18 protein-coding genes are annotated in these 19,404 nt (G+C 65.8%); 11 read left to right on the top strand and 7 right to left on the bottom strand.

What is annotated here, in order from left to right; translation table 11 throughout:
- Positions 1 to 4: 4 nt before the first annotated feature.
- Genes DVB37_RS23450 through DVB37_RS23465 form a run of 4 tightly spaced genes read right to left on the bottom strand, consistent with a single transcriptional unit; the run spans position 5 to position 3,749 of the window.
- Positions 5 to 442 (bottom strand): RidA family protein, encoded by a 438-nt coding sequence (locus DVB37_RS23450; RefSeq protein ID WP_120156926.1) that lies wholly within the window; start codon positions 440 to 442, stop codon positions 5 to 7.
- Positions 443 to 449: 7 nt separating this feature from the next.
- Positions 450 to 1,928 carry a 2-hydroxymuconic semialdehyde dehydrogenase gene (locus DVB37_RS23455; RefSeq protein WP_120156927.1) on the bottom strand — a complete coding sequence of 493 codons (1,479 nt, stop codon included), beginning with the start codon at positions 1,926 to 1,928 and terminating at the stop codon, positions 450 to 452.
- Between the two features lie 51 nt (positions 1,929 to 1,979).
- Positions 1,980 to 2,792, bottom strand: coding sequence for a tRNA U-34 5-methylaminomethyl-2-thiouridine biosynthesis protein (locus tag DVB37_RS23460; protein WP_120156928.1), 813 nt, complete (start codon positions 2,790 to 2,792; stop codon positions 1,980 to 1,982).
- A 33-nt stretch (positions 2,793 to 2,825) separates the two neighbouring features.
- Positions 2,826 to 3,749: a tRNA U-34 5-methylaminomethyl-2-thiouridine biosynthesis protein gene (locus DVB37_RS23465; protein ID WP_120156929.1), complete on the bottom strand. Its 924-nt coding sequence runs from the start codon at positions 3,747 to 3,749 to the stop codon at positions 2,826 to 2,828.
- Between the two features lie 251 nt (positions 3,750 to 4,000).
- Between DVB37_RS23465 and DVB37_RS23470 the strand changes: the two genes are divergently transcribed.
- Positions 4,001 to 4,558 carry a MarR family winged helix-turn-helix transcriptional regulator gene (locus DVB37_RS23470; RefSeq protein WP_120156930.1) on the top strand — a complete coding sequence of 186 codons (558 nt, stop codon included), beginning with the start codon at positions 4,001 to 4,003 and terminating at the stop codon, positions 4,556 to 4,558.
- Positions 4,559 to 4,796: 238 nt separating this feature from the next.
- Positions 4,797 to 5,978 (top strand): MFS transporter, encoded by a 1,182-nt coding sequence (locus DVB37_RS23475; RefSeq protein WP_120156931.1) that lies wholly within the window; start codon positions 4,797 to 4,799, stop codon positions 5,976 to 5,978.
- 49 nt (positions 5,979 to 6,027) lie between these two features.
- Here DVB37_RS23475 and DVB37_RS23480 read toward each other — a convergent pair whose 3' ends face one another.
- Positions 6,028 to 7,110 carry a LysR family transcriptional regulator gene (locus tag DVB37_RS23480; protein WP_120156932.1) on the bottom strand — a complete coding sequence of 361 codons (1,083 nt, stop codon included), beginning with the start codon at positions 7,108 to 7,110 and terminating at the stop codon, positions 6,028 to 6,030.
- 142 nt (positions 7,111 to 7,252) lie between these two features.
- Between DVB37_RS23480 and DVB37_RS23485 the strand changes: the two genes are divergently transcribed.
- The 9 genes from DVB37_RS23485 to DVB37_RS23525 all read left to right on the top strand — a co-directional run bounded on the left by DVB37_RS23485 (position 7,253) and on the right by DVB37_RS23525 (position 16,502).
- Complete coding sequence (locus DVB37_RS23485) at positions 7,253 to 7,654, top strand: RidA family protein (protein ID WP_046803819.1); 402 nt, start codon at positions 7,253 to 7,255, stop codon at positions 7,652 to 7,654.
- 152 nt (positions 7,655 to 7,806) lie between these two features.
- A complete protein-coding gene (locus DVB37_RS23490; protein ID WP_046803818.1) occupies positions 7,807 to 8,706 on the top strand; it encodes a helix-turn-helix domain-containing protein in 900 nt (299 codons plus the stop codon).
- A 128-nt stretch (positions 8,707 to 8,834) separates the two neighbouring features.
- Positions 8,835 to 10,520, top strand: coding sequence for a thiamine pyrophosphate-binding protein (locus DVB37_RS23495; RefSeq protein WP_120156933.1), 1,686 nt, complete (start codon positions 8,835 to 8,837; stop codon positions 10,518 to 10,520).
- 84 nt (positions 10,521 to 10,604) lie between these two features.
- Positions 10,605 to 11,606: a tripartite tricarboxylate transporter substrate binding protein gene (locus DVB37_RS23500; protein WP_120156934.1), complete on the top strand. Its 1,002-nt coding sequence runs from the start codon at positions 10,605 to 10,607 to the stop codon at positions 11,604 to 11,606.
- Positions 11,607 to 11,736: 130 nt separating this feature from the next.
- Positions 11,737 to 12,054, top strand: coding sequence for an NIPSNAP family protein (locus DVB37_RS23505; RefSeq protein WP_046803815.1), 318 nt, complete (start codon positions 11,737 to 11,739; stop codon positions 12,052 to 12,054).
- Between the two features lie 172 nt (positions 12,055 to 12,226).
- Positions 12,227 to 13,123: a LysR substrate-binding domain-containing protein gene (locus tag DVB37_RS23510; RefSeq protein ID WP_046803884.1), complete on the top strand. Its 897-nt coding sequence runs from the start codon at positions 12,227 to 12,229 to the stop codon at positions 13,121 to 13,123.
- A gap of 156 nt (positions 13,124 to 13,279) precedes the next feature.
- Complete coding sequence (locus DVB37_RS23515) at positions 13,280 to 14,473, top strand: CaiB/BaiF CoA-transferase family protein (protein ID WP_162941276.1); 1,194 nt, start codon at positions 13,280 to 13,282, stop codon at positions 14,471 to 14,473.
- Positions 14,470 to 15,417: a hydroxymethylglutaryl-CoA lyase gene (locus DVB37_RS23520; protein WP_120156935.1), complete on the top strand. Its 948-nt coding sequence runs from the start codon at positions 14,470 to 14,472 to the stop codon at positions 15,415 to 15,417. Before DVB37_RS23515 ends, DVB37_RS23520 begins: the two co-directional genes overlap by 4 nt.
- Positions 15,418 to 15,515: 98 nt before the next feature.
- On the top strand, positions 15,516 to 16,502 hold the full coding sequence (locus DVB37_RS23525) for a tripartite tricarboxylate transporter substrate binding protein (RefSeq protein ID WP_046803813.1): 987 nt from the start codon (positions 15,516 to 15,518) through the stop codon (positions 16,500 to 16,502).
- A 24-nt stretch (positions 16,503 to 16,526) separates the two neighbouring features.
- Here DVB37_RS23525 and DVB37_RS23530 read toward each other — a convergent pair whose 3' ends face one another.
- Both DVB37_RS23530 and DVB37_RS23535 read right to left on the bottom strand, forming a co-directional pair.
- A complete protein-coding gene (locus DVB37_RS23530) occupies positions 16,527 to 18,443 on the bottom strand; it encodes a histidine kinase (protein WP_240433984.1) in 1,917 nt (638 codons plus the stop codon).
- 139 nt (positions 18,444 to 18,582) lie between these two features.
- Positions 18,583 to 19,353, bottom strand: coding sequence for a response regulator transcription factor (locus DVB37_RS23535; protein WP_104142047.1), 771 nt, complete (start codon positions 19,351 to 19,353; stop codon positions 18,583 to 18,585).
- Positions 19,354 to 19,404: the final 51 nt, after the last annotated feature.

Consider the following 19,404-nt stretch of genomic DNA (forward strand, 5'->3'; position numbering starts at 1 on the left):
GCGCCTATGCGTTGGAATCCATCGGCTTGTACGCCACGGCTTTGATTTCGATGCGCAGCAGCGGATGCGGCAGCTGGTGCACGGCGACGGTGGTTCTGGCGGGGCCGTCGTAGTCGAAGTACTCGGCGTAGACCTCGTTGTAGCCCTTGAAGTCGCCCATATCGACCAGGTACGTAGAGACTTCGACCAAGTCTTTCAGGCTGGCGCCCGCGCTTTCAAGAATCGCCTTGATGTTCTCGATGACGGCGCGCGTCTGCGCGCGGATATCGGCGTCCAGCACGCCCATGGCGTCGGCGTCGGCGCCCGCAAAGCTGTTGTCGGGGCGGCGCGAACTGGTGCCCGATACAAAGAGAAAGTCTCCGGCACGCTTGATGTGCGGGAACTTGCCGCGTGGCTGCGCGCGCCCTTGGACGACGGTGGATGACAGCTTGCTTTGGGCCATGGGTTTCTCAGTCATTGACGGCGTCCGGTGCATCCACGTGAATGCAAACGTTGGTGAGTTCGGAGTAAAAATTCAGGGAATGCAGCCCGCCTTCGCGGCCGATTCCCGACAGGCCGCTGCCGCCAAAGGGCGTGCGCAGGTCCCGCAGGAACCAGGCGTTGACCCAGGCGACGCCCACATTCATGGACTGCGCGACGCGGTGCGCCTTGTTGACGTTGCTGGTCCAGATGGTGGCCGCCAACCCATACGGCGTCGCGTTGGCGCGACGGATGACTTCCGCTTCCGAATCAAACGGCGTGACGTGGCCGATGGGGCCGAATATTTCTTCCGACACGCATCTGGCGTCATCGGCCAACCCGGCGATCAAGGTGGGCTCGACCCAGAAGCCGCCGTCCAGCGCATTGCCGAAGCTTGGCGTGCCGCCGCCCACGATGAACTGCGCGCCCTCTTGCCGCGCCAGCGCGTAGTAGCTCAGCACCTTGTCGCGATGGGCCGCCGAAATCACTGGCCCCATGTCGGTTGACGCGTCCGTGGGATCGCCCAGCTTGATGCGCCGTGCGCGTTCCGCAAGCGCGCCCACGAAGCGGTCGTAGATGGGCCGCTCGACGAAGATGCGCTCGGAGCACAGGCACACCTGGCCGCTGTTCAGAAACGCCGCGCGCGCCATGCCTTCCACGGTTTTCTCGAAGTCGCAGTCGGCGAAGATGATGGCCGCGTTCTTGCCGCCCAGCTCGAACGACACCGGCTTCACGCCGGCGGCGGCGGCGTGCATGATGGCCGTGCCGGTTTTTGATTCACCGGTAAATGTGATGGCGCTGATGTCCGGATGCCGGGTGATGAATTCCCCCGCCGAGTTCGGGCCAAAGCCGTGCACCAGGTTGAACACGCCGTCGGGCAAGCCCACCGACTGCATCACTTCGGCAAGCAGCGTCGCGGTGCCCGGTGTTTCTTCGGAGGGCTTGGCCACTACCGCATTGCCGCACGCCAATGCCGGCGCGACTTTCCAGCTGAACAAAAGCAGCGGCAGGTTCCACGGCGAAATGATGCCCACCACGCCCAGCGGCTTTCTGACGGCGTAGTTGATGGCGTGGGCGCCGCCCGCCAGTTCGGTGCGAAACGTCTCCAGCGGGGCTGTCTTCAGGATGTCCGCAAAAATACGGAAATTGGCCGCGCCACGCGGGATATCAAGCTTGGACGCCAGCGACACCGGCTTGCCCGTATCGCTGACCTCGGCGTCCAGGAAGTCGTCCGCGCGGCGATCGATCTCGTCGGCGATGCGGTAGAGCATGTCGGCACGATCGGCAACCGACGTGGCGCCCCAGCTGCGTACCGCCCGGTGGCCCGCCGCGACCGCCTCGTCGACCATCGCTTGCGTGGCCTCGTGCACGTCGGCAAAGCGAACGCCCGTTGCCGGGTTGATGCCGGCAAACCGCTTCTGGCTGTCTTGGAACCGGCCATCAATGAAATTTCTGTACTGCTTGAACACGACTGCTCCTTGGCAAATAAGGGCTGGCCTGGCCGGCCCTTCGGAAACACGCTACTGGAGCTTGAACTCCACGACAGCGCCGCCGCTGCCGTATACCGGTGCATACCCATGCACGATTGCCTGCTTGAAAGTTCCGCCCATCGCGCCCAGCAGCCAATGGAACTGCTTGAGGCCCATGTCCGGATGCGCTTCTTTGGCATAGTCGGGCAGGCTTGCGCGCAGGGCTTGGACGTCGCCGCTTTCCATCAGGGCAAGCAGGCGCCGGTTCCACGTGTCATCGGCGTCGGAAAGAATGTGGTCTTCCTGAAGGTCGATGGTTTCGCGGAACATGCTGTTGGACAGGCCCCCGATTCCCACCACCGCCACGCGCTTGTCCTGCAAGGCGGACGCGGCGATGGCGCCCAGCTGCTCGGTCTGCTCGGGGCTGTGATAAAGGTTGTTGGCGGCGATGACGACGGGAAGCGCGGCCGTACCGAAGTTCATCAGCGTGGTCACGGTGATCGTGCCCGTGTCGATCGGAAACTGGTCATAGTCGACGCCGCGTGTCTTGATGCCGGCGTCATTGCAAGCCTGCACGCAGCGGTGCGCCAGGGCGGCATCCGAATAGATGTCGAACGCCTGCTCGCCGAACTCGTGCCAGTTTTCATCGACATGCAGGCCGGTACTGCGTGCCCGGGTGATCCATAGCTGGTCCAGCACGGCGAACCATTGCGTCGAATAGACCAGCACGCAATCGGGTTTGGATTCGGCCAGCGATTTGCCTGCTTGCGCCAAGGCGTCTCGAAGGCGGCCCCACGGCGCCACGTCGGGGCGCAACTGCGGCAGCGGACTGCCCGGTACAAGAAACGCGGATACGATGCTCATGTCATTCCCCTTTTTCTTTTGCAGACGGTGCGATCAGGCGGCCTGGGCAGCCGACGCCAGGCGTGAAAGGCCCGCGTCCTGAAGGTTCCATTCGATCACCGCGTTGCCGGTGCCGATGACGGTGCCGTAGCCATGCAACTTGCCGGCCAGCTCGGGATAGCCCATTGCGGCATGCATCCAGGTGAAGGCGCCGGACTTCACTTCGGCGAACGCTTCATCGATAAACTGCGGCAACAGCTGGAAGGTCTCTTGCATGCGGCCTTGCCGCATCAGGTTGATCATGCGCACGTCCCACTTGTAGCCGTCATAGCGTTCGGGGTGCTCTTTGGTCATGTCTTCGGGCAGCTCCGGCTCTTCATGAAAATGCCAGTGGGACAAGGTGTTGCTGGCGAGCAGGACGGCGCGGCGTCCGGTTTTGCGGATGGCCTCGCGCGTGGCCCGGCCCAGCAAGTCCATCTCGCCCTGCCCTTCCTTGGTGTTCAGGAAATACGGCGTGTTGTTGGCGGATATCCCCACCACGGGAATGTCCCATTGCGGCCGCACCATGTGCAGCGTGGTGATCGTGCCGTAGTCCGGACGGAACTTCGGGTTGCGCATCATCTTGCTGACCAGCCCCAGGTTGGCGGCCTCTGCACAGCAGGCCTCGGCCAGTTCGACATCCACGTTCATGCCGAAGTCGTAGCGGAAGATGTTGGGAAAGATGGGGTCGACGGATCGTCCCGCCAGTCTGGGCACGCCAAGAAAGTGGTGCCCTACCTGCGTGATCCAGTGCGGGGAATGGACCAGCAGCACGTCGGGCTTCAGGCGTTCGATGCTTTCGCGTGCGTGCTCATACGCCCAGCGCAGCGGCTCCCAGCCGCCTTCAGAGCGCGGCTCGTTCTGGGGCGGGTTTTCGCCATAGACCAGATGAGGCGGATGGGGCGCCAGGAAGCCGGAAAGAATTTGACCTTCGCTCATGGTGAAGCTCCTTACCTTGACAGTTGAAGCCCACCTCGGTCGCGGCATCCGGCGGGGTGGCCTTATAAGACGTATGCGTACTATCGTAGGGCGGAGCGACACGGCAAGAAACGCGTAATTACCCTATATTCATTGCCTGAAAATGGTCAGCTGGGTGTTTGAAACGCGCTTATCTTGTACGTGTACGTGTTATTGTAACTACGCAGGGACCCATCCTAATCGCAACAACGACCGTAGAAAACTCCATCACAATGGCCCGATCACCTACCTCCAAGACAGCCCAACTCACGTCCGCCCGCACGTCAGCGCCGGCGGGCGTTTCGCTATCGGCCGCCGAAGCGCAAGTCGAATCCCTGCTGCGAAATTTCCGCCTTGAAGAGGTGCCGTCGCATCTGCTGCGGCGCGCGCACTTCAAGGCCGAGGAAATCTTCGCGGCTACGTTTGCGGGCGAAGGGGTAACGCCCCGGCAAAAGGCCGCCTTGGTGCTGCTTTACCAAGAGCCCGGCCTTAGCCAGAATTCCCTGGCGGAGCGCTTGGCCATGGACCGCAACACCGTTGCTGAAATGGTCAGGCGCATGCATGGCGGCGGGCTGATAGAACGCCGGCCGTCACCCACGGATGCCCGCGCTTACCAGCTGTATGTCGCGCCGGCCGGCTTGGAGCTGCTGTGCAGGGTGATGCCGCGCGATGTGGTGGTGGAAGACCAATTGCTGGCTCGGCTGCCCGAGGAATACCGTGGCCTGTTCGTCAAATGCCTGCGCATGATTGCCGAGTCCGGTACCGAGACAGAGGCGTCAAAGCCCGATTGATGGGAGCGCCGTTGGGCGTGACCGGCGCGCGTCTGCGTCTGCCGGTCGTCAGCACGATTGTCGGCCCGCTTTTCAGCCCACGTTTCAGCCCGCTTTTCAGCCCCACTGTCAGCCGCCTGACAGGCAGCCGCGCAGGGCTACCGCTACACTCTCGGAATCCCGCATCCATGGTCGCCGGGCCAGCCCCGCGCCAGCGCGCAAGGTGGTCGGCAGACGGCCAAGTTCCCACCGTTCCTTCATGTCGCAATCTGATTCGTTCAATCTGAAGCGCATCGCCGTTCCGGCGTTCGGCCCGTCGCTGCTCTACGGCATCAGCAACGGCGCCATCCTTCCCGTTATCGCACTGACCGCGCGCGACCACGGCGCTTCGGTGGCCACTGCCGGCCTGATCGCCGCGTTGATCGGGGTGGGTTCTCTGCTGTCCAACATTCCGTCCGCCCTGATCACCGAACGCTTCGGCGAGAAGCGGGCAATGGCGGGCGCGGCACTGTTGAGCGTGGTTGGCCTGGCGCTGGTGATCGGCCTCCCGCACCTGTGGGTGCTGGCGGTGGCCATGCTGATGCAGGGCTGCGCGCAGTCGGTGTTTCAGCTGGCGCGCCAGAGCTACATGATTGAAGTCGTGCCGCTGGCCTATCGCGCGCGGGCGTTGTCCACGCTGGGCGGTACCACGCGGATCGGCACCTTTATCGGCCCCTTCGCGGGCGCGGCGCTTATCCATTTCGTGGGGCTGGACGGCGCCTATTGGATTGCCATCTGCGCCATGCTGGGCGCGGGGCTGATCGCGATCAAGGCGCCCGACATCGAACCCTCGGGCAGCGCGCACAAGGGCGGCCCCCGTGCCCGCATCGGCGAGGTGGCGCGCGACCATCGCGGCGTGTATGCCACGTTGGGCGTGGGCGTGATGCTGATCAGCGCGCTGCGCGCGTCGCGCCAGGTGGTGATCCCGCTATGGGCCGATCATCTGGGCCTGGATGCCGCTACCACGTCGCTGGTGTACGGCTTGGTGGCCGCGGTGGATATGTCGGTGTTCTATCCGGCGGGCAAGGTGATGGACCAGCGCGGCCGCCTGTGGGTGGCGCTGCCCTGCACGTTGCTGATGGGGTTGAGCCTGATGGCAATCCCGCTGACCGGCGGCGTGGCCAGCTTCATCCTGGTGTCGGCGCTGCTGGGCTTTGGCAACGGCATCGGGTCCGGCATTGTGATGACGCTGGGCGCCGACGCCGCGCCGCCCGGCGCGCGCACGCAGTTCCTGGGCATCTGGCGCTTCATGGCGGACCTGGGCGCCAGCGGCGGGCCGGTGGCACTGTCGGTGCTGACCGCCTTGGTATCGCTGGGCGGCGCATCGTTCGGCGTGGGCACGCTGGGGCTGGTGGCGGCCGGGGTGTTCTGGCGCTGGCTGCCTCGGCGCGCGCAGGGTTGAGCTTGTTCGCGCCCTGAAGCGGGGATACAGGCTTGTGATGTCGGGGCGATCAAGTCGGCGGATCGTTCCTATTCTGCGTCTCTGATCGCGTCGCTGCCTGCGCTTTTGCCTTCGCTTTTGCCTGCGCTTTTGCCTTCGTTGCCGCCTTCGCTGTTGCCTTCGGTGCCGCCTGTGCCCCTGCCGCCGGTGCGCCGGCCGCCGATACGCCCGCCGCCGGTGCGCCGGCCGCCGGTGCGTACTGCCCCATCAGCGCCACCACCCAATCGATGAACACCCGTAGCTTCGTGCTGACGTGCCGGTTGGGCGGAAATGCAATGGTCAACGGCATCGGGTCCAGCCGCCAGTCCGGAAACAGCGGGGTCAATTCGCCCGTCGCCACATGCGGCTCGGCCATGTATTGGGGCAGCCACAATACCCCCATCCCCGCCAGCCCCGCCGCCAAGTACGCGTTGCCGTCATCCACCGCCAACACATAGCGCCCATGCACCCGCACATGCTCGTCGCCGCGATGCATGGCGTAGGGAAACGCCTTGCCCAGCCGCTGCCACAAATAGCCGACCACGCGGTGATGCGTGTTTTCCAAGTCGTGCGGATGCGTGGGGTTGCCGGCGCGCTCCAGGTAGCTGGGCGCGGCGTACACCGCCAATTGCAGATCGCCCACGCGGCGCGCCGTCAGCGACAGGTCGGTCAGCTCGCCGCCCCGAACCACGCAGTCCACGTTGTCGGCGATGACGTCGACGATGCGGTCGCTGACGCCCATGTCCAATTGAATGTCGGGATACTGCGCGTGAAACGACGGCAGCGCGGGGATCAGCACCATGCGGGCAAGCGGGCTGGGCACGTCGACTCGCAAGCGCCCCCGGGGCAAGGCCGAGGCCACCGACAGGCTGGTCTCGGCATCATCCATGTCAGCCAACAGCTTGATGACGCGCTCGTAATAGGCCGCGCCGTCGGCGGTCACGTTCACCCGTCGCGTGGTGCGGTTGAACAGTCGCACACGCAGGCGCGCCTCAAGCTGCTGCACCAGTTGCGTCACGGTGGTCTTGCTGATGTGCAGCGTTTCGGCCGCCTTGGTGAAGCTGCCGGCCTCCACCACGCGGGCAAACGCCTGCATTGCATCGAAACGGTCCATCGTCGGCCCCCGCCGGTTGAAGAATGTTTGGATTCTACAAACAGTGATGGACAAGCTTGCGCGTTTATCGGCCGTGGGCGCGTCGTTACAGTGAACCCATCGCTAACGACGGGCCATGCCGGCCCGATTCAAGGAGCTTTCTATGACGACGCGAGACCCCGTTTTTCCGCCTGACCGCCACGCGCTGTACGCGCGCCACCGGTATTCGCCCGCCATCCGGTCCGATGGCTTTCTCTTCGTATCCGGGCAGGTGGGCAGCCGTGCGGACGGCACGCCAGAGCCCGAGCTGGATGCGCAGGTGCGGCTGGCGTTTGACAACCTGAACGCCATCCTCAAAGCGGCGGGCTGCACGTTCGACGATGTGGTGGATGTGACCGTCTTCATGGTCGACCCGCAATCGCACTTCGAACGGATCTGGACCGACGTGGTGCCGCAATACTGGGGCCAGGCGCCGTATCCCACCGCGACGGCCGTGGGCGTAACGTGGTTAAGCGGCTTTGACTTCGAGATCAAGGTGATCGCGAAACTGCCCGAAGGGTCGTAAGGCAACCCCGGGCAGCCTCGGGCGGCGCCGGCCCGCCGCCGAAACCCCAGGGCGGGCAATACCGGGTTTACGGCAACCGCGGCTGGGCACGTTTGGCGATATCATGGCAAAAAAATCGAGCCGCCTCGCGCGCCGCCAAGGAGACTTCCCGCTTGTCCGCAGGCCCGCACACGCCCAACGCGCAACCCTTCCCCACCTTTGAAACTTCCGATTTCTCGGGCGAGGGTTCGTTCTACTTCGATCTTGTCCGCCTGCAGGACCGCGACGATATCCCGCGCGGCTTCCTGCATCGGCACAACTACTACCACTTGCTCTGGATGAGCCAGGCCAGCGGCACCCACATGCTGGACTTCGAGCAGCACGAGGTGCGCGACCACTCGGTATTTTTCCTGTCGCCCGGCCAGATCCACGCCTGGACCTCGTCCGTCAAGCCGCGCGGCTACGTGTTGAATATCAGCACGGACTTCTTCGCCCACATGTTCCCGCGCGCGGACGACATCGCCAAGTTTCCCTTTTTTCACCTGGCGGGCGGCTCGCCGGCCATCTATCTGTCGCGCGAACAGCACGACGGCATGCTGCCGCTGCTCAATGAAATCGAACGCGAAACGCGCGACCGCCAGACCGGGCGCTTTGACGTGGTGCGTTCGTACCTGCTGATCCTGCTGACGCAGCTGCGCCGCCTGTACCCGGCCGACGAGCGCGAGACCACCGCCGGCCCCAGTTATTCGCTGGCCAAGCGGTTCACCATGCTGATCGAAGAACACTATCTGGACTTCGACGCCATCCGCCAGTACGCCGACGCGCTGTGCGTCAGCGAACGCCAGCTTAACGATGCCGTCAAGCGCAGCGTGGGGCGCACCGCCAGCCAGCTGGTGCAAGAGCGCGTTGCGCTTGAGGCCAAGCGCCTGCTTAGCAATACGGGCCTTGGCATCGCCGAAATTGCGTTTCAGCTGAACTTCGAAGACCCCTCGTACTTCGCCCGCTTCTTCAAGAAACACACCGGCAGCACCGCGGGCGATTTCCGCAAGAAGTACGACCGTCCCATCGGCTGACGGCCGCGCGGGCAGAGGCGCGAAAAAGTGCAATACAAGCTCTGATCTGTCCTAACGCGCCCGCCGCCGGGCTGCGTACAGTTCATCCAGACCCAAACCCGCCGCCTTGCGGCCTGATTGAAACTGCGATGAACGACACCCCAACATTGATGACGGGCGGCCAGCATGTGGTGCGCGCGCTGCTGCAACACGGCGTGGACACGGTATTCGGCGTGCCCGGCGAAAGCTATCTGGACGTGCTGGACGCGTTGTACACGGAACGCGAGCGGATACGCCTGGTGTCCTGCCGCCACGAAGGCGCGTCCTCGTTCATGGCCGAGGCGCACGGCAAGCTGACCGGCCGACCGGGCATCTGCATGGTCACGCGCGGCCCCGGCGCGACCAACGCCAGCATCGGCGTGCAGACGGCGTTTCAGGATTCCACGCCGCTTATCGTGCTGGTGGGCCAGGTGGGCAACGACATGGTCGAGCGCGAGGCGTTCCAGGAAATCGATTACCGGCGCATGTTCGGCCAGTTCACCAAATGGGTGGCGCAGATCGACAGCGCCGCGCGCGTCACCGAATACCTGAACCGCGCGTTTGCGGTTGCGATGTCTGGCCGGCCCGGCCCCGTGGTGTTGGCGTTGCCCGAGGACATGCTGACCGAGCTGGCCGCGCCGCAGGACTGCGGCACGATCCAGTTTCCGCAGGCGCATCCGGCGCCCGACGCGCTGGCCGACATGCGCGCCCTGCTGGCCCGCGCGCAGCGGCCACTGATGATAGTGGGCGGGTCCGGGTGGACCGACGCCGGCCTGGACGCCCTGGCCCGCTACGCCCGCCGCAATGGCCTGCCGGTGGCGTGCTCTTTTCGCCGGCAGGATCTGTACGACAACCACCACCCGCAATACGTGGGCGAGGTGGGCATAGGCGTCAACCCGGAACTGGCTGAGGCCGTGCGCAACGCCGACGTGATCCTGGCGGTGGGCGCGCGCCTGGGTGAAATGGTGACGGGCGGCTATACGCTGCTGCAAGCTCCCGTGCCCAGGCAGACGCTGATCCATGTGCTGGCCAGCCCCGAAGAGCTGGGGCGGGTGTATCAGCCCACCCTCAAGATACCGTCGGGCCTGGACGCCTTCGCCCACGCAGCCGCCGCACTGGAGCCGGTGGACGCCGCCCCGTGGCGCGGCTGGCTGGAGGGGCTGCGCCAGAGCTACCAGCGCTATACGGAACCGCCCGCCAGCGATCTGCCCATGGACCCGGCGCGTGTCATCGTTGCCCTGCGCGAAGGGCTGGACGCGCGCGCCATCCTGACCAACGGCGCGGGCAACTACAGCGCCTGGGCGCATCGCTATTACCGCTTCAGCCACCCGCGCACCCAGCTTGCGCCCACCAGCGGCGCCATGGGCTACGGCGTGCCCGCCGCCATTGCAGCCAAGCTACGCCACCCCGAACGGCAGGTTGTCTGCCTGGCGGGCGACGGCTGCTTTCTGATGACCTCGCAGGAGCTTGCGACCGTCAAGCAGCACCGCCTGGCCATCGTCTTCATCGTGTTCAACAACGGCATGTACGGAACGATCCGCATGCATCAGGAAAAGAACTACCCGGGCCGGACCATCGGCACGGACCTTTGCAACCCCGACTTCGTGGCCTACGCGGAATCGTTCGGCGTGCCGGCCGAACGCGTGGACAGCCACGAAGGCTTCGCGCCCGCCTTGACGCGGGCGCTGGACAGCGGGTCGCCCTATCTGATCGAACTTTGTCTGGACCCCGAGGTGATCACGCCCCGGGCCACCCTGACGAGCCTGCGCAAACAAGCGCAGCTTGCCGCTTCCTGACGTTCAGGATCGGATTGCCGCGCAGCAGTCGCAAGAACGGCGCGCGGCGATCCCATAAAAAATATCCACACCTGGAGAGAGACTATGAATACCCCCCTGCCCGCCCTGCGGCGGCTGGCCGTGGCCGCGATGCTGGCCGCCTCGACCCTTGGCGCTGCATCGTTCGCGGCATCCTCCGACACCGCCTCCGCCTACCCCGAGCGGCCCTTGCGCATCATCGTGCCCTTCGCCGCCGGCGGCGCCACCGATGTGATTGCGCGCACCGTGGCGCAGTCCATGTCCACCCGCCTGGGCCAGCCGGTGGTGGTAGAAAACAAAGCGGGCGCCAACGGCAACATTGGCGCCGTCATGGCCGCGCGCGCCGAGCCGGACGGCTATACGCTGCTGATGGCCACGTCCAGCCATGCCATCAATTCCACGCTGTATCACAAGCTGGACTACAGCTTGACGGGCGACTTCGCCGGCCTGTCGAACCTGGCATCGGTGCCCTTGCTGCTGGTGGTGAACCCGTCGGTGCCGGCCAAGACGCCGGAAGAACTGGCCGCCTACACCAAGGCGAGCGGCAACCGCGTGAACTACGCCTCGGGCGGCACGGGCACGGCGTCGCACCTGGCGGGCGCCCAGTTCAATTCACTGGCCGGCGCGCAGATGACGCATGTGCCCTACAAGGGCGGCTCGCAGGCGCTGAATGACCTGATGGGCGGCCAGGTCCAGATCATGTTCGCGAATTTGCCCGAAGTGCTGTCGCAGGTGCAGGCCGGCCGCTTGCGGCCCATCGCCGTCACCGGCAAGCAGCGCCATGCGGCGTTGCCGGACGTGCCGGCGTTTTCTGAAACGTCCTACCCCGCCATGAACGCCCGGTCCTGGTTCGGCCTGTTCGTGCCGGCAGCCACGCCCGCGCCCGTGGTGGAAAAGTTGTCGCAGGCCATCACCCAGGGCGTGGCCGACCCCGCCGTGCAGGACAAGCTGAAAGGGCTGGGCGCCGACCCGGTCGGCGACGGCCATGCCGCGTTCCAGCAGTACGTGAACCAGGAAGTCGATCGCTGGAGCGTGCTGGTGAAACAGTCCGGCGCCACGGCGGACTGACGATCGATCAGGTCCTGCAATGCGCGTTGCAGCCCGCTTTGCAACCCGCGTTGCCCCCCCATTGCAGCCCGCGTTGCCCCCTTCGCAATCCCCTTCGCAATCCCCATCGCAACCCCTCAAAGGAAACACCATGCTTTACGACGTACGGACCTACACCTGCCGCGCCGGCACCATCAAGAAGCACCTGGCGCTTTATGCAGAGCACGGCTATGCGGTGCAAAGCCGCCACCTGGGCAAGCCGCTGGCCTACATGCAGACCGAGACGGGCGACGTCAACAGCTACATGCACATCTGGGTCTATGACAGCGCCGCCGACCGCGAAGCCAAGCGCCTGGCGCTGCAAAAAGACCCCGCCTGGGCCGGCTACCTGACCAAGAGCGCCGAGGCCGGCTATCTGATCCGCCAGGAAAACCGGCTGATGACGCCCACGGCGTTCTTCCAGCCTTGATGGCCCAAGGCCCAGGCCAAGGGCCAAGGGCCGAGGACCGTCCTAGGCGGCGCAACACCCGGTTGAGCCGCAACGGGCGGGAAGAAAAAATTCGGACATAATTATTGCCCTGGCACCCCGGCAGTCGCCTTGCGCCCGCCGCCCGCCCTGGCCTATCCGTGCCCGATTTTCCATGAACCTTGCCCGCATCGACCTCGTCACCCTTGCCTTGTTTGTTGCCGTTGCGCGCCAGGGCAGCATCTCGGCCGGCGCGCGCCAGTCCCATCTGGCGGTTGGGGCGGCCAGCAAACGCATTTCCGACCTGGAGGCCGCCCTGGGCACCGCGCTGCTGTACCGCAACGCCGCCGGGGTAGAGCTGACCGACGCGGGCCAGGCCTGCCTGGTCCACGCGCTTCGTGTGTTGCAGGAAGTCGAGCAGATGACGGGCGCGCTGTCGGACTTTGCCCAAGGCGTGCGCGGGCAGGTTCGGATTGCCGCCAATACCTCGTCGCTGACGCAGTTTCTGCCCGAAGACCTGGCCGCCTTCATGGACGGACACCCGGCGGTGCGCATCGACCTGGAAGAGCAGAACAGCAGCGACATCGTCACCGCCGTGCTGGAGAACCGCGCCGATATCGGCGTATTCGCCGACCGGACGGCGGCCGAGGGGCTGTCGACCTTTCCGTATCGGCTGGATGAACTGGTGCTGATCGTGCCGCAGCGCCATCCGCTGGCCGCCGAGGTGCAGGTGGCGTTTGCCGACACCTTGGCCTACGACTACGTGGGCCTGCCGCCCGCCACGTCGCTGGCCACCCGCTTGTCCGAAGAAAGCGGTCGCCTGGGCCGGGCAATGCGGCTGCGCATCCAGGTGCGCAGCTTTGACGCGATCTGCCGCATGGTCACGGCCACGGGCGGCGTGGGCATCCTGCCGCGCATCGCCGCCGAGCCGCATGCGCGCTCGATGCCGCTCAAGCTGATCCCCCTGACCGACGAATGGGCGCGCCGCTGGCTGCTGCTGGGCGTGCGCGATGCCGACACGCTGACCGTGGGCGCCCGCCTGTTGCTGGCGCATCTGCGCGGCGACCACTAAGGCGGCGACAAAGAAGGCGGTTGCCGCTGCGGGTTTGCCCGGGGTTTCTCGTTCCAGGAATACCCCTTTCCCCGATTGTCCATTCCGCTTCCCGCCGCTTCGCGGGCACACTGCCGCCTGTCAATCATCAATATCAAGCGTTGCCAAGGAGGCGAAATGGCTGGGCAGATTCTTGCTGGCATCCGCGTGCTGGAGCTGGGCCAACTGATAGCGGGGCCGTTCGCCGCCAAGACCCTGGCGGATTTTGGCGCGCAGGTCATCAAGATCGAACCCCCCGGGCAGGGCGACCCGCTGCGCAAATGGCGCTTGCTGCACGAAGGCACGTCGGTGTGGTGGGAAGCGCAGTCGCGCAACAAGCAGTCGGTATGTGTGGACCTGCGCCAGCAGGAAGGCCAGGACATCGTGCGTCTGTTGGCGCAACAGGCCGACGTGCTGATCGAGAACTTTCGCCCCGGCACCCTGGAAAAATGGGGCTTGTCCTGGGAAGCCCTGCATGCGCTGAATCCGCGCCTGATCATGCTGCGCATCTCGGGCTACGGCCAGACCGGCCCCAAGGCGCGCGAACCGGGCTTTGCCGCCATCGGCGAAGCCATGGCCGGGTTGCGCTACCTGAACGGCGAGCCGGGTCGCGCGCCGGTGCGCGCGGGCCTGTCGCTGGGCGACACCATCGCGGGCCTGCATGGCGCGCTGGGCGTGATGATGGCGCTGTACCAGCGCGATGCGCGTGGCGGCGTCGGCCAAGTGATCGATGCGGCGCTGTACGAAAGCCTGTTCAACCTTAGCGAAAGCCTGCTGCCCGAATATTCCGTGTTCGGCGCCGTACGAGAGCCCGCTGGCGCCGCGCTGCCGGGCATTGCACCGTCCAACGCCTATCCCTGCCAGGACGGCTACGTGCTGATCGCCGGCAATGGCGACGCCATCTACACCCGGCTGATGGCGCGCATCGGCCGCGACGACCTTGGCCAGGACCCGGCCTTGGCGCACAACGACGGCCGCGCCCGCCGCGTTGCCGAGATCGACGCCGCCATCGGCGCATGGACGCAGGCCCGGCTGATCGACGACGTGTTGGCCGCCATGCGCGAAGCCGACGTGCCGGCCGGTCGCATCTATTCCGTGGCGGACATTGCCGCCGACCCGCACTACCGCGCCCGCAATGCCATCACCACCGTGCAATCGGCCGCCGGCGTGCAAGTGGAAATGCCGGCCGTCTTTCCGTATCTGTCCACCAACCCCGGCGCGGTGCGCGAACGCGCGCCCACGCTGGGCGAGCACACCGATGCCGTGCTGGCGCAGGCGGGCTTGTCGAACGAACAACGCGACGCGCTGCGCGCTAAGGGAGTGATTGCATGAACGCCGGCCCCGCCAAGATCGAGATCAACGAAGTCGGCCCGCGCGACGGCCTGCAAATTGAAAAGAACCTGGTCGCCACCGATGACAAGGTCGCCTTTGTGGACGCCCTGTCCGACTGCGGCTTTGCGCGCATCGAAGTCACCAGCTTTACCTCGCCCAAGGCCATCCCCGCGCTGGCCGACGCCACGGAGGTGATGCGCCGCATCCGCCGCCGCCCCGGCGTGATCTATACCGCGCTGGTGCCCAACATCCGCGGGCTGGAACGCGCGTTGGAAGCGGGCACCGATGAGATGAACCTGGTCATGTCGTGCAGCGAGACGCACAACCGCGCCAACCTGCGCATGACGCGCGATCAGTCGCTTGCGGAACTGTCGCAGGTGCTGGCCGCCGCCGCCCGCAGCGGCACGCCGTGCAACGTGTCGCTGTCCACCGCCTTCGGTTGCCCGTTTGACGGTGACGTGGCCGTGGACCAGGTGCTGGACCTGGCCGCACGGCTGGCGGACGCGGGCGCCACCGGCATCACGCTGTGCGACACCACCGGCATGGCGTATCCGACGCAAGTGGCCGCCTTGTGCGAACAGGCGTCCGCGCGCCTGCCGGGTGTGGCGCTGACCGTGCACCTGCACAATACGCGCGGCATGGCGCTGGCCAACGCGATGGCCGCCTGGCAAACCGGCATCACCCGCTTTGACGCGGCGGCCGGCGGCCTGGGCGGGTGCCCGTACGCGCCCGGCGCCAGCGGCAACGTCAACACCGAAGAACTGGTGCACATGTTCGCCTGCATGGGCGTGGACACCGGCGTGCCGCTGGAGCCTTTGCTGGCCATCGTGCGCGGCTTGCCCGCGCTGGTGCAGCGCGACCTTAGCAACGCCTTGCTGCAAGCAGGGCCACGTTTGGCAACGCATGCCGCGCCCGCCTGGCTGGCTGAGAGATTTCCGCAGTAGCAGTGATGCAGTGAAGTACGACGCAGCGCGGCCCAAAACGCGCAACCGTTTCATCCGTTTGTTTTGCCCACACCTATAAAAAAGCAAGGAGACATCCCATGACATTGCCCAGCCTGCCCACCCTTCTGCGCGCCGGTATCGCCGCCGCGCTAGCCCTCGGCGCCAGCGCAGCCAGCGCGCAAGCGGACTTTCCCAATCGCCCCATCACGCTGATCGTATCGGCCGCGCCCGGCGGCACCACCGACATTGCCGCCCGCCTGATCGCCCAGCCCCTGGGCACGGCGCTGGGCCAAAGCGTCGTCGTCGAGAACAAGCCGGGCGCCTCCGGCGGCATCGCCGCGCAGGCAGTCGCCCGCGCCAAGCCCGACGGCTATACGCTGCTGCTGCAATACTCGGGCTTTCAGGTCATCACGCCCCACGTGACGCCTGCCGCCGGCTGGGACCCCATCAAGGACTTCGCCCCCGTCGCCAACGTGCTGTCGGCGCCGCAAGTCGTGGTGGTGCGCCCGGACCTGCCCATCAACTCGCTCAAGGAACTGGTGGCCTACGCCAAGGCCAACCCGGGCAAGCTGAACTACGCGTCATCCGGCAACGGCTCGCTGCAACAAGTGGCCACCGAACTCTTGAACCAGATGGCCGGCACGCAGATCACGCACATCCCGTACAAGGGCACCGGCCCCGCGCTGAACGACCTGCTGGGCGGCGCCGTGGACATGACCATCACCACGCCCCCGCCGCTGCTGGGCCAGATCGCCGCCGGCAAGCTGCGCGCGCTGGCCGTCACCGGCAACACCCGCCTGCCGTCCCTGCCCAACGTGCCCACCGCCGCCGAAGCCGGCTACCCGGACTTGATCGTGTCATCGTGGTTCGCCATGTACGCGCCCAAGGACACGCCCGCGCCGGTCGTCGACAAGATCGCCGGTGAAATCCAGAAGATCATGAAGACCGACGCCTTCCGCCAGAAGGCCGCCGAACAAGGCGCCGAAGCCATCTTCATGGGGCCGAAGGAACTGGGCGCGTATACCCAGTCGGAACTGGACCGCTGGGGCAAGGTCGTCAAGGCCGCGAACATCACGGCGAATTGATGGGGGGGGCCTGGTTCCTGGTTCCTAGTTCGCCACGAGACTCTGGGCGCTTTTTTTCTGCTGCTGACCGTAATGCTGGGACAAGGGCAGCCACAGCTTGAACAGCGTGCCGCCCGGCAGTGGCTGCCAGGCGCACCGCGCCCCAAGTACCGTCACGCGATTGCGTATATTCGCCACGCCCCGCCGCCCCGGCAATGCCACCTCGGGCGGCGGTGGCATGAACGGTCGGCCGTTGTCCTGCACGCACACCCACACGCCGATCTCTTCCGCGCCGCCCGCGGCCGCCGTCGCTTCGGCGGTGGTCACGGTGATCTCCGTCGCGTCGCTGTGCTTGACGATATTGGTCAGCACCTCTTGCAGGATACGCAGCACGTGTAGCGCGCTTTGCGCGTCGAGCCACTGCAATGGCGGCAGATCGCTCATCCGCCAACGCAGCGCGATCCCGGCCCCGGTCAACCTCGGCCCCAATCGAAAGCGCAAGGCCCCCAACAAGGCCAACAGGTCGGCATCGGTGCTTTCCAGGGAATCGATGGCGATCTTCAGGTCGTCGATGCATTCCCGCAGAACCTGAGCGATGTCCAGCGGCGTGCGCCCCAGCTCTACCTGGCGCAGCGCGCTCATCAGAGAAGAGCCCACGCCATCATGCATTTCGCTCATCAGGCGTTGACGTTCGTTCAATAGCGTCTGCTCGCGCTCGGCCAGGCGCAGGCGCTCGTGCGCCTGGACCAGTTCGCGCTCTTGTGCGGCCAATTGCTCGGCCAGCACCGCGCGGGCGCGCGCAGCCACGGCCAGCGCACGGGTGTAGCGCGTGAACGCGACATAGACGAACAGGGTGAGCAAGCCCAGATTCACATACGGCGTCAGGTATATGCCTTCCATGTCCGTCTTGAAGCTCTGCATGCGCAGGTCATGCCACGCCATCAGCAACGACACGGGCCCCCATGCAGCCAGCAGCACATTGGCGCGGCTGCGTTCATGCCAGGCGTTGGCCGTGGCGGCATAGATCTGCGCCAGCGCCGGCGGCAGAATTGCCAGGCGCTGCACGGCCAGAATCCCGGGTCGATCCGCCCACCAACAGGGCAGCGTCGCGACGACGACGACGGCCCAGTACACCAGCAGGACGCGGCCCAAGCGCGGGCGCGGGCGATGCTGCACCATGCCAAGGAAATGAAATCCGCAGACGGGTACGGTCACCATGCCCACCAACGTCATCCACGAGAACCAGGCGAAGCTCATGGACAGGCCCGCGTCGTCCACCAGGAACAGCAAGGCTGCCAGCGCCTGCGCCACCGCCATGCAAAAGAAAAGCGCGAACGGCCACGCGCCGCCGGCAGGCGCCAGGCTGGTATCGCGACGGCGGTTCGTGCGCAGCCAGATGGCGATGCCCAAGGCAAAGAATCCCAGCAGCAGGAAAGAGCCACGCCAATAGGTCGGCAGCGCCGTCTGCAGAAAAGTGCGCCAGCGCCAGGACGGCAGCAAGTCGGCGGTCGGTCCGATCCACATCGACGACAGCGCGCCACCCGTATTGGGCTGGTTGGCCACGCGCACGTACACCCATGCATCCTTGCCGGGGTGCAACAGGCCGCCCAGATCCACCCACAAAGGATGATTGAAGTTGTTCCACGCGCGGTCGCCACGTGATTGCCAGGCCCGCCGCCCGTTCACGTATACCGCCAGCGTGCCGGTTGCCTGCCAGCGCGCGGCGTATAGCCGCAGCCGCGGCGTCGTGAAGTCCGTGGCAGGAATGTGCACGCGGTACCACTGCACCTGCGCACGGTCCGCCGATCCCGGCGCGGCTACCGGCCACGGCGTTCGCGGCCGGGCATGCGGCAGACTTACCGGCTGCCAGTCGGCGTCGGCGGCATTCATGGCACTGTCCCCGGCGTCCAGTTCAGCCATCGAAGGCGGCTGCATCCACGTGGTGCTCGATGACGGCCACATCTGCGCTTCAGTGATATGGAGCACGGGCGATTGGGCTTGCACCAGCCCGCAAACGGCAATCAGAAGAAGGCCAAGCATTAACCTCAGCGCGGCGTCCCAGCTGCCCATGGCCACCCAGGGCCGCGCCCCCCCGGGCAGTTCAATCCTCACTCAGCCACCCGTGTCGCGCGCCTTCGCGCACCGCTTCAGCCCGCGAATTCACCTGAAGCTTGGTATAGATGCGCCGTACAAAGGTCTGCACGGTGTGCGGCGAAACGCCCAAAGCGCTGGCGACTTCGTCCACCGTATAGCCGCGTGAGACCAGGCGCAGCGTCTCGGCTTCGCGCGCCGAAGGCGATACAAGCGGCGCGCATGCGGGGGCGGCAACGGCCTCGACGGGCGGCGCCTGCACGGTGTGTCGCAAAAGGAGTTTCCTGGCCACCATCGGGTTGATCGGGCTGCCTCCGGCATGCAGGCTGCGGATTTCCGCGACCAGCTCCTGGGCGCTCAAGTCCTTCAGCACATAGCCCATGGCACCCGCTTCGATGGCGCGCAGGACGTGGGTTTCATCCCCAAAAATCGTGCTTACCATCACGGCGCATTCCGGCCATGCCTGCCGCGCGGCGGCGATCACATCCAGGCCGGAGCCGTCGGGCAAGCCCAGGTCCACCAAAAGCACGTCAAGCGGCTGGCGTGGCAGCAGGGACAACGCTTCGCGCCGGTTGGCCGCCATCCAGGCCATGCATAATCCCTGCGCGGTCTGGACGGCGTGCGCCAAGGCCTGCTGGCAAACCGCATCGTCTTCGACTGTTGCCACACGTATAGGCGGTCCGCTGGCTGCCGATGCGCTGTCCGCGCGCGGCAGCGCTTGGTTCGTGTCGGGAGTTTGCGCCGCCGGTTCAGACTTTTGTTGTATGTCTTTTTTTCGCATCAGATGATCATCGGACGGCTTCGATTCATATCGAACAGGGCGCACCGGATC

The sequence above is a fragment of the Achromobacter sp. B7 genome, from assembly GCF_003600685.1.
In the GTDB taxonomy this organism is placed as follows: domain Bacteria; phylum Pseudomonadota; class Gammaproteobacteria; order Burkholderiales; family Burkholderiaceae_B; genus Achromobacter; species Achromobacter spanius_B.

Excerpts from the sequence above, each read along its gene's own strand:
- DVB37_RS23475 (WP_120156931.1), top strand. The coding sequence starts at position 4,797 with ATGTCGCAATCTGATTCGTTCAATCTGAAGCGCATCGCCGTTCCGGCG.
- DVB37_RS23535 (WP_104142047.1), bottom strand. The coding sequence starts at position 19,353 with ATGCGAAAAAAAGACATACAACAAAAGTCTGAACCGGCGGCGCAAACT.
- DVB37_RS23470 (WP_120156930.1), top strand. The coding sequence starts at position 4,001 with ATGGCCCGATCACCTACCTCCAAGACAGCCCAACTCACGTCCGCCCGC.
- DVB37_RS23485 (WP_046803819.1), top strand. The coding sequence starts at position 7,253 with ATGACGACGCGAGACCCCGTTTTTCCGCCTGACCGCCACGCGCTGTAC.
- DVB37_RS23530 (WP_240433984.1), bottom strand. The coding sequence starts at position 18,443 with ATGTGGCCGTCATCGAGCACCACGTGGATGCAGCCGCCTTCGATGGCT.
- DVB37_RS23465 (WP_120156929.1), bottom strand. The coding sequence starts at position 3,749 with ATGAGCGAAGGTCAAATTCTTTCCGGCTTCCTGGCGCCCCATCCGCCT.
- DVB37_RS23480 (WP_120156932.1), bottom strand. The coding sequence starts at position 7,110 with ATGGACCGTTTCGATGCAATGCAGGCGTTTGCCCGCGTGGTGGAGGCC.
- DVB37_RS23515 (WP_162941276.1), top strand. The coding sequence starts at position 13,280 with ATGGCTGGGCAGATTCTTGCTGGCATCCGCGTGCTGGAGCTGGGCCAA.
- DVB37_RS23525 (WP_046803813.1), top strand. The coding sequence starts at position 15,516 with ATGACATTGCCCAGCCTGCCCACCCTTCTGCGCGCCGGTATCGCCGCC.
- DVB37_RS23520 (WP_120156935.1), top strand. The coding sequence starts at position 14,470 with ATGAACGCCGGCCCCGCCAAGATCGAGATCAACGAAGTCGGCCCGCGC.
- DVB37_RS23495 (WP_120156933.1), top strand. The coding sequence starts at position 8,835 with ATGAACGACACCCCAACATTGATGACGGGCGGCCAGCATGTGGTGCGC.
- DVB37_RS23505 (WP_046803815.1), top strand. The coding sequence starts at position 11,737 with ATGCTTTACGACGTACGGACCTACACCTGCCGCGCCGGCACCATCAAG.
- DVB37_RS23460 (WP_120156928.1), bottom strand. The coding sequence starts at position 2,792 with ATGAGCATCGTATCCGCGTTTCTTGTACCGGGCAGTCCGCTGCCGCAG.
- DVB37_RS23450 (WP_120156926.1), bottom strand. The coding sequence starts at position 442 with ATGGCCCAAAGCAAGCTGTCATCCACCGTCGTCCAAGGGCGCGCGCAG.
- DVB37_RS23500 (WP_120156934.1), top strand. The coding sequence starts at position 10,605 with ATGAATACCCCCCTGCCCGCCCTGCGGCGGCTGGCCGTGGCCGCGATG.
- DVB37_RS23510 (WP_046803884.1), top strand. The coding sequence starts at position 12,227 with ATGAACCTTGCCCGCATCGACCTCGTCACCCTTGCCTTGTTTGTTGCC.